This window comes from Streptomyces sp. NRRL F-4489 (assembly GCF_001509485.1).
Taxonomy (GTDB): Bacteria; Actinomycetota; Actinomycetes; order Streptomycetales; family Streptomycetaceae; genus Streptomyces.
Genome location: NZ_LLZI01000169.1, coordinates 58,397 through 71,546, shown reverse-complemented (window position 1 = coordinate 71,546; position 13,150 = coordinate 58,397). Strand labels below are relative to the sequence as shown.

Below are 13,150 nucleotides of genomic sequence, written 5' to 3'. Positions count from 1 at the left end.
CCCCGCACCCCCACCCGCCTCGCCGCCACCGCCGTCCTGGCCGCCGCCCTCGCCCTGAGCGCGGGCTGCGCCGCCGGACCCGACACCGCCGCGCCCGCCGAACCCCGCGCCATCAAGCCCGTACGCGGCTGCGGCGCCCACTCCTGGACCGACCCCGCCGACCTCTCCCCCGGGCGCGCCCCGGCCCGCTGCTCCCCGGGGGCCCCGGCCCCCGCCCCGCTCACCAGGCGCCGCACCCTGACCCTCGCCACCGGGACCCTCGCCGCCGAGTACGTCGCCCCGCTGCGGGTCGCGCTGGCCAAGGGCGAGTTCCGCAAGGAGGGCCTGGAGGTCCGGCTGAAGGTGCTGCCGACCCCGGACGCCCTGCCCCTGCTGGCCCGCGGCGAGCTGGACGCCCTGTGGGCGGCCCCGGAGGCGGCCGTGGTCAACGGCGTGCACGGCGGCTTCGACCTGCGCTGGGTGGCCGGGAACTTCTCGCCCGCCCCGGATTCCCGCAGCGGCCTGTGGGTGCGGCTCCGGGACGGTCAGCGCGCGTCCGCGGTCTCCCTCAAGGGCGCCACCCTCGGCACCATGATCGGCAAGGGCTCGGTGATCATGTACCCGATGGACCGGGCGTTCGCCGCGCACGGCGCCGCCGCGGACTCCGTCACCTTCCGCCAGCTCGGCTCGTCCGACGTCCTGACCGCGCTGACCGGCGGCGGGGTGGACGCCGCCTGGCTGCTGGACCCCGTATGGCGCCAGGTCGACGGCAGCGCCCGGTACGCGTTCCTCAGCGGCCAGCCCCGGGGCGAACCGCTCGGCGGCGCCCTGTACGGGCCGAACCTCCTGACGAAGGACCCGGACGCCGGCGTCGCCCTGCTGCGCGCCTACATCCGCACCGTCAACACCTACTTCGCCGGGAACTACAAGGCCGACCCGGCGTTCACCGGGGAGCTGGCCCGGCTGCTGAAGGTGGACCGCAAGGTCCTCGAAGCGGTGCCCGCGCTCCGGATGGACTGGGAGATCAGGAAGGGCACCACCGACCGCCTCCAGCGGGCCTACCGCGACGCGGGCGTCATCAGGGGCGAGCCGCTGCCGGAGAGCCGGCTCGTCGACCGCCGGCTGTACGCGGAGGCGGTCGGGCACCGGATGTGACGCCGGCGCCCCCGCACCGCAAACGCACCGAAGGCCCGGATCCTGGGATCCGGGCCTTCGGCCTACAGTAGCGGGGACAGGATTTGAACCTGCGACCTCTGGGTTATGAGCCCAGCGAGCTACCGAGCTGCTCCACCCCGCGTCGTTGTGTCTTTACTCTAACCCCACCCCGGCGACCAGCGCAAATCCCTTCCGGCACAGGGGCGGGACGGGCCCCATCGGGCCCACCGCCCCGCCCCGCCGCCCGTTACGCGCTCAGCTCCTCCTGGAGCGCCGTCCGCAGCCGGGCCGCCCGCTCGGCGACCTCCGGCGGCCCCAGCTCCACCGCCCGGGCGCACCACCGCTGCGCCTCGGCGAGCGCCCCGCGCCGGGCCGCGATCAGCGCCAGCCGCAGCGCCGCCCGGCCGTGCCCGCGCTCGGCGGCCCGCTGCCACCACAGCGCGGCCTCCGGGAGGCTGCCCTCCCGGGCCAGCAGCAGCCCGAGGTTGAAGGCGCCGTTGCGGCTGCCGGCCTCGGCCGCCGCGCGGTACCACGTCGCCGCCTCGGCCGCGTCCCCGCGCGCCGCCGCGAACATGCCGACCCGGACCTGCGCCCGGCGGTGCCCCTGCCGGGCCGCCCGCTCGTACCACTGCCGGCTCTCGTCGTCCGCGGACCGCTCTCCGTCCGCCTCCGCGGACCGCCGGTCGAGCAGGTCGGCGAGCCGGAACGCGGCCTCCGCGCTGCCCCCGCCGGCCGCGCAGCGCAGATTCCGCTCCGCGGCCCGCAGATCGCCGTCCCGCAGCTGCGCTATGGCCACCTGGAGCGCCGCGTCGGTGTGCCCGGCGGCCGCCGCCCGCTCGTACCAGGCGCGCGCCAGCCGCTCCTCGCCGCGCCCGGCGAAGAGGATGCCGAGGTTGAACGCGGCGTCCACGCTGCCCGCCTCGGCCGCCTTGGAGAACCACGGCTCGGCCCCGGAGGCGTCGCCGCGCTGGAGCAGCAGGATGGCCAGCGCGTTGGCGGCCTCGCGGTGGCCCGCGTAGGCGGCGCGGCGGTACCACTGCTCGCCGCGGTCCGGCCGGCCCTGCTCGGCGCAGAGCAGGCCGAGGTTGTAGGCGCCGTTGACGTCGCCGGCGTCCAGGGCGGCGCGGTACCAGCGCTCGGCGGTCTGCGGCTCGCCGCGGTCGGCGTGCAGCGCGCCCAGCGCGTTGGCGGCGTTGCCGTCGCCGTCCTGGGCGGCCCGCCGCCACCACTCCGCGGCGCTTTCCTCGTCCCCGGCGTCGCGCAGCAGGAAGCCCAGCGCGCAGGCGGCCCGGGCCTCGCCGTCCTTGGCGGCGGAGAGGTACCAGCGGCCGGCCTCCTGGATGTCGCCGCGCTCCTCCAGCAGCGCGCCCAGCTGGAGCGCGGCCCTCCGGTGGCCGCGCGCGGCGGCCTGGCGGTACCACTGCTCGGCCTCGGCCTGCTGGGTCAGCTCCCCGTAGGCGGGCACCGCGCGGCGGTCGGAGTCCCGGCCGTCCTCGATCAGCCGGGCCAGGCGGTAGGCGGCCTCGCGGTGGCCGCGCTCGGCGGCGGCCCGGAACCACCGCTCGGCACCGATGTCGCCGCGGTGCTCCAGGAGGTCGGCGAGCGCGTACGCGCCCAGGCAGTGGCCGGACTCGGCGGACTGGCGCAGCCAGTACTCGGCGGCCGGCTCGTCGCCGCGCTCGCGGTAGTGGCGCCCCAGGGCGTGCGCGGCGGCGGCGGAGCCGGCGACCGCGGCGATCCGCCACCAGCCGGCGGCCTCCTCGCCGTAGCCCCGCTGGTGCAGGAGGACGCCGAGGTTGTTGGCCGCGGCCCGGTCGCCGGCGGCGGCCGCGGAGCGGAGGTGGGGTTCGGCGCCGTCGAGGTCGCCGCGGCGCAGCAGCAGCGCGCCCAGGGCGCTCATCGCGGCGGTGTCGCCCGCCTCGGCGGCGCGGCGGTAGCCGGACTCGGTCACCACATCGGACGCCTCGGCCGTCCCGTCGGCCTCCATCGCGTCCATCGCCAGGTCGGAATCGCGCCCGTCGTCGGGCGCCTGCACAAACCGGTCCGTCTCCAACAACCTTGCCTTGTCCCCCATAAGAACCATCGTCGCATCACCCGTAACCCGCGTACACCCGGTATACCGCAGCCGGTGAGGTCACTTCAGCGGTTTGTCGACTTCCCGACACGGCGACATGCCAAACTCAAGCACACAGCTTTCCCACAGGGAGTGTCCGACCCGCCGCCGCGCGGCTTTGACCCGAACGCGTGAGGAGGGACCGCAACGCATGCCAAAGGCCCGGATTCTCAAGGAATCCGGGCCTTGGCTTTTCAGTAGCGGGGACAGGATTTGAACCTGCGACCTCTGGGTTATGAGCCCAGCGAGCTACCGAGCTGCTCCACCCCGCGTCGTTGTGACTCCAACGTATCACGTCCCGGGGAGCGTGGTTGACACCCGGTGCCCGGTGACCGCCGCTACGGGCCGGCGGTCACCGGGGGCGGAGGTCCGCCGCGGCGGCTCAGCTGCCGGAGCCGCCGCCCTTGCCGGACGCCTTGGCGGCCCGGTCCAGCGCGGCCTTCAGCTTCTTCTGGGCCTCGCCGTAGGCTGCCCAGTCGCCGTCCACCCGCGCCTTCTCGCCCTCGTCGTACGCCTTCTCGGCGTCCGTCAGGGCCTGCTGCACGGTCTGGCCGGACGGCGGCGGCTGCTCGCCGGTCTGCCCGCCGCCGGGCGGCGGATTCTCCCCGCCGGTGCTCGGCGCCTTCTTGCCGAAGACGACGTCGAGCGCGTCCTTGAGGGAGTTCTCCAGGACGGGCTTGTTGTCGCCGTAGCTGACCAGCACCTTCTTCAGCAGCGGGTAGTTGGTGTTGGCGCCGCGCAGATAGACCGGCTCGACGTACAGCAGCCCGCCGTCCAGGGGGACGGTGAGGAGGTTGCCGTACTCGATCTCCGAGTCGCCGAACTTCTTGAGGATGTTCAGCTCATTGGCGATCGTGGGATCGGAGTTGAACTTCGACTGGGCCAGCTGCGGTCCCGGCACCGGCGTCTGCGCGGGCAGCTTCAGCAGTCTGATCCGGCCGTAGTCGGGGCTCTTGGCGTCCGCGTCGACCGCCATGAAGGCGCCGAGGTTGTCCTTCTTGTTGGGCGTGAAGGTCGTCGTCAGCGAGAACGCCTGGTCCTTCTGGTCCGGCATCTTCATGCTGAGGTAGTACGGCGGCACCGCGTTGCCCGACTTGTCGGTGGTCGGGTCGTCGGGGATCTGCCAGCGCTCCGAACCGGTGTAGAAGGTGCCGGGGTCGGTGACGTGGTACGTGGTCAGCAGCTGGCGCTGCACCTTGAAGAGGTCCTGCGGGTAGCGCAGGTGCGCCAGCAGGTCCGGGCTTATGGCGCTGCGCTTCTCGACCGTGCCGGGGAACGCCTTCATCCAGGTCTTCAGGACCGGGTCCTTGGTGTCCCACTGGTAGAGCTTGACCGTGCCGTCGTAGGCGTCGACCGTCGCCTTGACGGAGTTGCGGATGTAGTTGACCTGGTTCTGCTGGGCCACCACCGCCCGCTGGCCGTTGGTGAGCGAGTCGGCGGTGCTGTCCCCGAGGGTGGTGCGGGAGGCGTACGGGTAGCCGTTGCTGGTGGTGTACGCGTCCACGATCCACTGGATGCGGCCGTCGATCACCGCCGGGTAGGCGTCGCCGTCGATGGTCAGCCAGGGCGCGACGGACTCGACGCGCTCCTTGGGCGTGCGGTTGTACAGGATCCGCGAACCGTCGCCGATGGCGCCGGAGTAGAGGATCTGCGGCTCGCCGAACGCCACCGCGTACGCGGCGCGGTTGAGCGGATTGGCGAGGCTGACGCCGCTCTTGCCCTGGTAGCGGTAGCTCTTCTCACCGCTGTCGTCGGAGTAGTCCAGCTCCGCCTGCGGGCCGCCCACGATGGAGTACTGGGTGGTCTTCTCGCCGTAGTAGACGCGCGGTTCGTACTTCGGCAGCTGCCCCTTGGGCGGGAGGTTGGCCTCGGTGTAGTCGGGGCCGCCGCCGTCGGCGGTCTCGGTGCCCTTGGCGGCCACCGCGCCGTAGCCGTGGGTGTACTTGAAGTGGTCGTTGATCCAGTTGCGCTCGGGGATGCCGGCGAGGTTCAGCTCGCGCAGGCCGATGACGGTGTCCTGCTCCTTGCCGTTCTCGTCCTTGTACCGGTCGACGTCCAGGGTGGACGGGAACTGGTAGTAGGCCCGCACCTGCTGCTGTTGCTGGAAGGCCGGGGAGACCACGTTCGGGTCGAGCAGGCGCATGCTGGCGGTGGTGTCGGCGGAGTCCCGCAGCCGCTGCTTGTCACCGTCCGACGCGGGCTTGTAGTTGCCCTTGTAGGACTTCACCTCGGCGTCCTGGATGTCGTACGCGTCCCGGGTCGCCTTGATGTTCTGCTTGATGTACGGCGCTTCCTTGGCCTGCTCGTTCGGCTGGACCTGGAATTTCTGGACGATCGCCGGATACAGGCCGCCGATCAGGACGGCGGAGAGCACCATCAGGCCGAAGCCGATCACCGGCAGCTGCCAGGTGCGGCGCCAGAGCGTGGCGAAGAACAGCAGCGCGCAGATCGCCGCGATGAAGAACAGGATCGTCTTCGCCGGGAGATAGGCGTTGGCGTCGACGTAGCGCAGGCCCGTCCAGTTGTCGGCCGACTTCAGGCCGCTGGACTTCACCGCCAGGCCGTAGCGGTCGAGCCAGTACGCGACCGCCTTCAGGGAGACGAACACGCCCAGCAGCACCGAGAGATGGCCGGTGGCGGCCGCGGTGGCCCGGGAACCGGGGCCGCTCAGCCGCAGCCCGCCGTAGAGGTAGTGGGTGAGCGCGGCGGCCACCAGGGAGAGCACCGCGCAGGCGAAGCCGAAGCTCAACAGGAAGCGGTACCACGGCAGATCGAAGGCGTAGAACGAGACGTCCTTGTGGAACTGCGGGTCGGTGGTGCCGAACGGGACGCCGTTGATCCACTGGAGCCAGGTGCGCCACTCACCGGAGGCCGAGGCCCCGGCGATCAGGCCGATCACCGCGGTGACCGCGATCAGCGCCCACTTCTTGAACGGGGCCAGGCCCATGCGGTAGCGGTCCAGGCTCTGCTGCTCCATGGACATCGCGCTGAGCGGCGGCCGGAGCCGGTGCGCCAGCCAGATATTGAGCCCCACGGCCACCGCCATCACGGCGCCGAAGGCGAAGAACAATCCGATCTTGGTCCACAGGGTGGTGGTGAAGACCGAGGAGAAATGGACCGAGCGGTACCAGAGCCAGTCGGTCCAGAATCCCGAGAACATCACGAAGAGCATGGCCAGCACGGCCAGTACGCCCAGCGTCATGAGCAGGGTTCGGAACCGCCGCGACGGTCGGCCGACTCTGATCCGCGGCCCGGTGGGGCCTCCGCCGCGGTCCGGCATCTGGAAAGCCAAGGTGCGCACCTCGAAGTTAGCTGTCGTGTGGAGCAGGCCCGGCGATAGTAGGACCCAGTGATGCAACTTACGACGGCTTTACTCGGTTCCCGATTTCGGGGGTTCACAGGGCACGATGTTGGACATGACCAACCTCCCCGTGGACGGCACCCCCCTCGCCGCCGACCCGCTGACCCGCGCCGTGCTCGAAATCGACGAGTACACCGCCGGGCTCGGCTGGGACCAGCCCGCCCGTTTGTTCGCCCTCGTCGACTCCGTCAAGCTCCGCGAGCAGGAGCCCGCGCTCGCCGCCCAGCTGGGCATCGACGACTCCACCGGCAGTTCCCTGACCCCCATCGAGCAGGACGAGATCCCGGCCGGCGCCCCGCTGGACGAGTTCCTCGCCACCATCGCCTGGCCGGACGCCGTCACCGGCTGCGCGCTGACCGTGGAGCGGCTGATGCTCCCGCCCTCGGCCGAGGACGCCGAGCCGGCGGGCATGTCCGAGAAGCAGCTCGCCAAGTGGGTCGCCGAGCACCCCGACCGCCAGGAGGTGCGGATGACGGTGGCCGTCCTGCGGGACGGCTCCCGGGAGTCGGCGCTGCGGCTGCGGGAGAAGGACTCCACGTCCGAGGTGCTGACCGGCAAGGCGCTCGTCCCGGGCCTCGCGGACGCGCTGGCGGCGACCTTCGAGGACTGACCCGCGGCGGGCGGACGGGCCCGCGGGCGGTCGGCTGCCGGCCGCCGGCCGGGCTTCCGGCGGCCCGCCCGTCCGCCCGGCTGCCCGTCGGTCCTCCGGTCCGCCCTAGTGGCCGGCCGGGGTGCAGCTCGGCAGGTCGGCGAGGTCCTTCTTGCGGATCTTGGCCAGGGCCTGCACCGCGTCCTCTATGGAGCCGACCTTGACCAGCCGCAGCCCGCTGGGGGTGTCCTTGGCGGCCGCGGCGCAGTTCTCCTTGGGCGTCAGGAAGAACTGGGCGCCCTTGTCCCGCGCGCCGATCGTCTTCATCGAGATACCGCCGATCGGGCCGACCTTGCCCTGGTCGTCGATGGTGCCCGTACCGGCGACGAACGTGCCGCCGGTCAGGTCGCCGCCCGGGGTGAGCTTGTCGACGATGCCGAGCGCGAACATCAGCCCGGCGCTGGGGCCGCCGACGTCGGCGAGCTTGACGTCGATGGGGAACGGGAAGATGTGGTCGAGCTGGGCCTGGATGCCCACGATGGCCCGCCCGCCGTCCGCCGCCGTGGTGATCGCCACCTGCTTGCCGGGGCCCTCGGGCCGCTTGCCCTGCTTCTCCGCCGCGGCCGCCTCCTTGGCCGGGATGACGGTGAAGACCACCTTCTCGCCCGGCTTGTGCCGGGTGACGAGCTTGGCGACGTCGCCGGTCTGGCGCACCTCCTGGCCGTCCACCGCCTTGATCACATCGCCGGCGTGCAGCAGCCCGTCGGCCGGCTTGCCCTTGACCACGGTGCCGACGACGGTCTGCGTGGCCACCGGGATGTGCAGCTGCTTCAGGGCGGCGGCCTTGGCGCTCTCCTGGGACTGGCTGAACTCCTCGGCGTTCTGCTGGTCGGCCTGCTCGGCGGTCTGCCCCTCGGGGTAGAGGGTCTTGTGCGGTACCACCGCGCTGTCCGGGTCCAGCCAGCCGTAGACCGCTTCGAGGAGATTCATGCGGTAGTCCGGGCCGGTGACGCGGACGGTGGTCATGTTCAGATGCCCGGACGTCGGATACGTCTTGCGGCCGGAGATCTGCAGGACCGGCTCGCCGTTGTGCTCACCGAGGGTGTTGACCGTCGGGCCCGGCGACATCTCCGCGTACGGCACGGGAATCAGCACCCCGGCGCAGAGCAGCGCGATCAGCATCAGGATCGAGGCGAGCAGCGTGGCGGTGCGGCGTGGCATGGAACGACAGTACGGGACGGGTATGACAACCGGCCCGCGGGGCCGTCCGTACGGGTCCGGCGGGCGGCGGCGGTTCCGCGCCGGCCGGCATCAGGCCCGCGTCAGACCGGGTCCGAGGCGTGCTCGCGGGTGGTCGCGGCGGGCGCCGGGGCGGTGTGCTGCTTCTCCATCGCGGCCCGGAAGCGGGCGTAGCCGGCCAGCTCCGCGACGTCCCCGGTCCTGCGGTTGCGCAGGGTCCAGCTGCTCCACAGGGCGGCGGCCAGCCCCGCCAGAACCGGAATCAGCAGCCAGAGGAGCGCTCCCATGGCGATCTCCCTCCACCGTGCGCGCCCGCGTTCGACGAATAAGCAGATTAACCATCTGCCAGGTCAACGCTGGTGCCGGGGAGCGGGTTACGCAACCGGAACGTGACGTACCGGTTCGGCGGCAGACCGGGGCGAGAGGGCCCACCCCTATGCGTCCGGACGTGGGCTAACAGGCCCCCACCCACTCCTCGGTGCCATCCGCAAACGTCTGGTGCTTCCAGATCGGGACCTCGTGCTTGAGGTCGTCGATGAGCTTGCGGCAGGCCGCGAACGCCTCGGCCCGGTGGGGGCAGGAGACCGCGACGACCACGGCCAGTTCGCCGATGGCCAGATCGCCCACCCGGTGGACGGCGGCCAGCGCGCGGACCGGGTAGTCGGCGACGACCTTCTCGGCGACCCGGCGCAGCTCCTCCTCGGCGGACGGGTGCGCGGAGTAGCCCAGGCCCTCGACGTCGGAGCCGCCGTCGTGCGAGCGGACGGTGCCGACGAAGAGCGCCGTACCGCCCGCCGCCGGGTCGCCGACGGCCGCGAAGACCTCGTCCACGGACAGCGCGGTGTCGCGGATCGCCAGCAGCCGGATGGGGTCCTCGGCGCCCTGCTCACCAGGGTGGTCGCGGCCGGTGGACGGGCGGGAGTGCGTGCCAGACATGCTCCCATCGTGCCGTACGGGAGCGCGGCGCGGAATGGCCGTTTCCACCGGGCGTCCGGCGCCCCGTATGGAGGCTCGTACAGTCCCCCGGGCCGGCGGGCCGGTCAGAGGCGGCGGCGGGCCTTGCGGGCGCGGCGGACCAGGGCCGCGGTGCCCAGCAGGGCGACGGTGGCGCCGGCGGCGCCCGCGGCGGTGGCGTCCTTGCGGCCGAGCCGGCGGCCGGCCACGGTGTGCCGTCCGGCGACCTCCTCCAGGAGCTCGGCCAGCACCTCCTCGTTGGTCCACCGGGGCCGCCAGCCCGCGTCGTGCAGCCGGCTGCCGCTGACCACCCAGGGGTGCATGGTGTAGGCGAGGTCCCCGGCGGGCGAGGGGGTCAGGCCGATCCGGTGGAGGCGGGCGGCGGCGCCCAGCGCCACCGAGGACGGCAGCTCCATGCGCCGGATACCGGAGAGCTCCTCGACCTCCTCCTGTTCCAGCCAGCCGTCGCAGCCCACCGCCAGTTCGCCGTCGACCTTCTCCAGGGCGGCGTACTCCAGGGCGCTGACCAGGTCTTCCACGTGGCAGAACTGCCAGGCCGGGCGGGAGCCGGCGACGACCAGGAGACGGGGCGACTCGAAGTAGCGGGTCAGCGCGGTGTCGGTGCCGCCCACCAGGACGGCGGGGCGCAGCACGGTGACGTTCAGGCCGGGGTGGGCGCGCGGGGCGCGGCGGGCCAGGTGCTCGATCTCCAGGAGGTCGCCGACGCCGGTGGCGTCCGCGGTGGCGCGCAGCTCGGCGTCCTCGGCCAGCGGAACATCGTTGTCGGGCAGCGCCCCGTAGACCATCGCCGAGGTGCACAGCACCACCCGGTGCACGCCGGCGGCCGCGGCGGCGGTCAGCACGGTCTGGGTGCCGCGGACGTTGTACGCGGTGCGGGCGGCGGCGTCGGTCTCCAGGTCGAGGTCGAGGGCGAGATGGACGACGACGTCCGTTCCGCGGAGTTTGTCGGCGATGGCGGGGTCGCGGACGTCCAGGACGTGCCACCGGGCCTCGGCCACGTCGCCGGGCCGCTCGTCGATGGCCACCACTTCCCTGACCTCGTCGGAGTCGGCCAGGGCGCGGGTGAGCAGCGCGCCGACCCCGGAGGCGGCTCCGGTGACGGCGACGACGGGGCGGCGCAGCGGCCGGCCGCCGCTCACGGCGTGGTCCGCCTCTTCGGCGGTGGCGGCAGCGTTTCGCGCTGCGCGAACGGTCGGATCTGGGGAACTCACCGGGCGTCTCCAGCGGTTGTCTTCAGTGCGGGCGCGTCGTACGGGTCCGCACCAGGTGGCGTCCATCCTGCCGCAGCCACCGCGCCAGCGAAGCACCGAGCCCCAGGGCGGCGCGAGTGTCTACGCTGGAGGTGATGTCGGGCAGCCGCCGTCGGCGTAGGGCCGGCGGCCCTACGAGCCGAGGAAACCCGTGAGTGACACCCCATTCGGATTCGGCCTTCCGCCGGAGGAGCCGGAGGACGGCGACAACGGCAAGCAGAAGGGCGGCCAGGGAGGTAGCCAGGGCCCCGCGAACCCCTTCGGGTTCGGTGGCGGGAGCGGCGGCGCGGACAATCCGTTCGCGGCGCTCTTCGGCGGCATGGGGGGACCCGGCGGCCAGATGAACCCCGGCGACCTCGGTGCCGCCTTCCAGCGGCTGGGCCAGATGCTCTCCTACGAGGGCGGGCCGGTGAACTGGGACATGGCCAAGGACATCGCGCGGCAGACCGTCGCGCAGGGCGCCGAGGACGGCAGCAAGGACGCCAGCGTCTCCCCCGGTGAGCGGTCGGCCGTGCAGGACGCGGTGCGCCTGGCCGACCTGTGGCTGGACGGCGTGACGTCGCTCCCGTCGGGCGCCGGCTCGGTGGTGGCCTGGAGCCGCGCCGAGTGGGTCGAGGAGACCCTGCCGGTGTGGAAGGACCTGGTCGACCCGCTCGCCGAGCGGGTCGGTTCCGCGATGGGCGAGGTGCTGCCCCAGGAGATGCAGGCCATGGCCGGCCCGCTGCTGGGGATGATGCGCTCCATGGGCGGCGCGATGTTCGGCACCCAGATCGGGCAGGCGCTGGGCGTGCTGGCCTCCGAGGTCGTGGGCTCCACGGACATCGGGCTGCCTCTGGGCCCGGCCGGCAAGGCCGCGCTGCTGCCGGCGAACGTCCAGGCGTTCGGGGCCGGCCTCGGCGTCCCGGAGGAGGAGGTGCGGCTCTATCTCGCCCTGCGGGAGGCCGCCCACCAGCGGCTCTTCGCCCATGTGCCGTGGCTGCGCTCGCACCTCTTCGGCGCCGTCGAGGGCTACGCCCGCGGCATCAAGGTCGACACCACCAAGCTGGAGGACGCGGTCGGCCAGCTCGACCCCCAGCACCCCGAGGAGTTGCAGAACGCCCTCCAGCAGGGCATGTTCCAGCCCGAGGACACCCCGGAGCAGAAGGCCGCGCTGGCCCGTCTGGAGACCGCGCTGGCGCTCGTCGAGGGCTGGGTGGACGCGGTGGTGCACGCTGCCGCCAAGCCGCATCTGCCGTCCGCGGACAAGCTCCGGGAGACCCTGCGGCGGCGCCGGGCCACCGGCGGCCCGGCCGAGCAGACCTTCGCCACGCTGATCGGCCTCCAGCTGCGGCCGCGCCGGCTGCGGGACGCCTCCCGGCTGTGGGCGTCGCTCACCGACGCCCGGGGCCTGGACGGCCGCGACGGCCTGTGGGAGCACCCCGACATGCTGCCCACGGCCGCCGACCTCGACGACCCGGACGGCTTCGTCCACCACGAGCACGCCGACTTCTCCGAGCTCGACAAGATGCTGGGCGAGGCGGCGAGCGGCGGCGCGCCGGATCCGACCAAGCGCGACGGCGGCGCCCCCGGCCCGGACGCGGCGGACGGCCCGGACGCCTCGGGCGGCCAGGGCGGCGGCGGACCGCGCGGCCCCGAGGACGAGGGCAAGGGAGACGGCCCCAAGTGAGCCTGCGGGAGGACGCGGCGCGGGTGCTCAAGGAGTGGCCCGCGCCGTCCGAGGAGCAGGAGCGCCTGCGCCTGGCCTATCTGGACCACCTCGCCGGCCATCGGGACGGCATGTGGAAGCCGTGCAAGGACGGCCACCTCACGGCCAGCGCGCTGGTGATCGACCCGGTCGGCGGCCGGGTGCTGCTCACCCTGCACCGCAAGCTGGAGATGTGGCTCCAGATGGGCGGCCACTGCGAGCCCGAGGACGCCACGCTGGCGGACGCGGCGCTGCGCGAGGCGCGGGAGGAGTCCGGGATCGCGCACGGGCTGACGCTGCTGGGCGGCGCGCCGGTGCGGCTGGACCGCCACCGGACGCCCTGCGCGGTCCATCTGGACGTCCAGTACGCCGCGCTGGCGCCCGCGGACGCGGTGGCGGCGATCAGCGACGAGTCGCTGGACCTGCGGTGGTTCGGCTACGACGAGGTGCCCGCGGTCGCCGACGAATCGGTGGTCCGCCTGGTGGCGGAGACCCGGGCGCTGCTGGGGGCGGCGGGCTGACGGACCGGCCCTTTGCTGACGCGCCGTCAACTTTACTGACGTACCGTCAACTTCCGGCGCCCGTCCCCGATATGGGGGCGGGCGCCGGTGCGTGTGCGCTACGGGCCAGGGGGGTGCGGCCCCGGGGCGGCGCTATGGGGCGAGTGACCCCGGTGGACGGGCCGCGGGGTGGCGGCCGCCGGGCGGGTTCCGCTCAGCGGCCGTGCCGCGGGGTGCCGCCCTGCGGGTCCCCCGGGGGCGGGGGTGCCGCGCCGGGGGCGCCGGGGTCCGCGCCGTAGCCGGGC

10 protein-coding genes and 2 tRNA genes are annotated in these 13,150 nt (G+C 73.3%); 4 read left to right on the top strand and 8 right to left on the bottom strand.

From position 1 onward, the window contains the following. Window positions 1-36 precede the first annotated feature (36 nt). Window positions 37-1,134 (top strand): ABC transporter substrate-binding protein, encoded by a 1,098-nt coding sequence (locus ADL22_RS14545; RefSeq protein WP_066978346.1) that lies wholly within the window; start codon window positions 37-39, stop codon window positions 1,132-1,134. Between the two features lie 68 nt (window positions 1,135-1,202). Here ADL22_RS14545 and ADL22_RS14540 read toward each other — a convergent pair. The 4 genes from ADL22_RS14540 to ADL22_RS14525 all read right to left on the bottom strand — a co-directional run bounded on the left by ADL22_RS14540 (window position 1,203) and on the right by ADL22_RS14525 (window position 6,527). Beyond that, a tRNA-Met gene (locus ADL22_RS14540) sits at window positions 1,203-1,276 on the bottom strand. Window positions 1,277-1,381: 105 nt separating this feature from the next. Further along, the gene (locus ADL22_RS14535) at window positions 1,382-3,217 is read right to left on the bottom strand and encodes a tetratricopeptide repeat protein (protein WP_199836297.1); all 1,836 of its coding nucleotides are present in this window, start codon (window positions 3,215-3,217) and stop codon (window positions 1,382-1,384) included. Window positions 3,218-3,445: 228 nt separating this feature from the next. Further along, a tRNA-Met gene (locus ADL22_RS14530) sits at window positions 3,446-3,519 on the bottom strand. Window positions 3,520-3,629: 110 nt separating this feature from the next. After that, on the bottom strand, window positions 3,630-6,527 hold the full coding sequence (locus ADL22_RS14525) for a UPF0182 family protein (protein WP_079064118.1): 2,898 nt from the start codon (window positions 6,525-6,527) through the stop codon (window positions 3,630-3,632). 136 nt (window positions 6,528-6,663) lie between these two features. Here ADL22_RS14525 and ADL22_RS14520 point away from each other — a divergent pair, with 136 nt between their 5' ends. Continuing rightward, on the top strand, window positions 6,664-7,218 hold the full coding sequence (locus tag ADL22_RS14520) for a PPA1309 family protein (RefSeq protein ID WP_066978317.1): 555 nt from the start codon (window positions 6,664-6,666) through the stop codon (window positions 7,216-7,218). Window positions 7,219-7,323: 105 nt separating this feature from the next. Here ADL22_RS14520 and ADL22_RS14515 read toward each other — a convergent pair whose 3' ends face one another. From ADL22_RS14515 to ADL22_RS14500, 4 genes are all read right to left on the bottom strand, one after another. After that, on the bottom strand, window positions 7,324-8,418 hold the full coding sequence (locus ADL22_RS14515) for a PDZ domain-containing protein (protein ID WP_066978314.1): 1,095 nt from the start codon (window positions 8,416-8,418) through the stop codon (window positions 7,324-7,326). A 101-nt stretch (window positions 8,419-8,519) separates the two neighbouring features. Continuing rightward, window positions 8,520-8,723 carry a hypothetical protein gene (locus ADL22_RS14510; RefSeq protein WP_066978311.1) on the bottom strand — a complete coding sequence of 68 codons (204 nt, stop codon included), beginning with the start codon at window positions 8,721-8,723 and terminating at the stop codon, window positions 8,520-8,522. 166 nt (window positions 8,724-8,889) lie between these two features. Then, window positions 8,890-9,372 carry a molybdenum cofactor biosynthesis protein MoaE gene (locus tag ADL22_RS14505; protein WP_066978306.1) on the bottom strand — a complete coding sequence of 161 codons (483 nt, stop codon included), beginning with the start codon at window positions 9,370-9,372 and terminating at the stop codon, window positions 8,890-8,892. Between the two features lie 104 nt (window positions 9,373-9,476). After that, the gene (locus tag ADL22_RS14500) at window positions 9,477-10,622 is read right to left on the bottom strand and encodes an SDR family oxidoreductase (RefSeq protein ID WP_079064117.1); all 1,146 of its coding nucleotides are present in this window, start codon (window positions 10,620-10,622) and stop codon (window positions 9,477-9,479) included. 190 nt (window positions 10,623-10,812) lie between these two features. On the opposite strand from ADL22_RS14500, the gene ADL22_RS14495 reads away from it, so the two are divergent. Then, window positions 10,813-12,327, top strand: a complete 1,515-nt coding sequence (locus ADL22_RS14495) for a zinc-dependent metalloprotease (protein WP_066978303.1) — start codon at window positions 10,813-10,815, stop codon at window positions 12,325-12,327. Then, a complete protein-coding gene (locus ADL22_RS14490) occupies window positions 12,324-12,866 on the top strand; it encodes an NUDIX hydrolase (RefSeq protein ID WP_066978299.1) in 543 nt (180 codons plus the stop codon). Before ADL22_RS14495 ends, ADL22_RS14490 begins: the two co-directional genes overlap by 4 nt. The last annotated feature ends 284 nt before the right edge of the window (window positions 12,867-13,150 follow it).

What these genes read in the sequence shown, in the direction of transcription:
- ADL22_RS14535 (WP_199836297.1), bottom strand. Translation starts at nt 3,217, where the DNA reads ATGGTTCTTATGGGGGACAAGGCAAGGTTGTTGGAGACGGACCGGTTT.
- ADL22_RS14515 (WP_066978314.1), bottom strand. Translation starts at nt 8,418, where the DNA reads ATGCCACGCCGCACCGCCACGCTGCTCGCCTCGATCCTGATGCTGATC.
- ADL22_RS14505 (WP_066978306.1), bottom strand. Translation starts at nt 9,372, where the DNA reads ATGTCTGGCACGCACTCCCGCCCGTCCACCGGCCGCGACCACCCTGGT.
- ADL22_RS14510 (WP_066978311.1), bottom strand. Translation starts at nt 8,723, where the DNA reads ATGGGAGCGCTCCTCTGGCTGCTGATTCCGGTTCTGGCGGGGCTGGCC.
- ADL22_RS14525 (WP_079064118.1), bottom strand. Translation starts at nt 6,527, where the DNA reads ATGCCGGACCGCGGCGGAGGCCCCACCGGGCCGCGGATCAGAGTCGGC.
- ADL22_RS14520 (WP_066978317.1), top strand. Translation starts at nt 6,664, where the DNA reads ATGACCAACCTCCCCGTGGACGGCACCCCCCTCGCCGCCGACCCGCTG.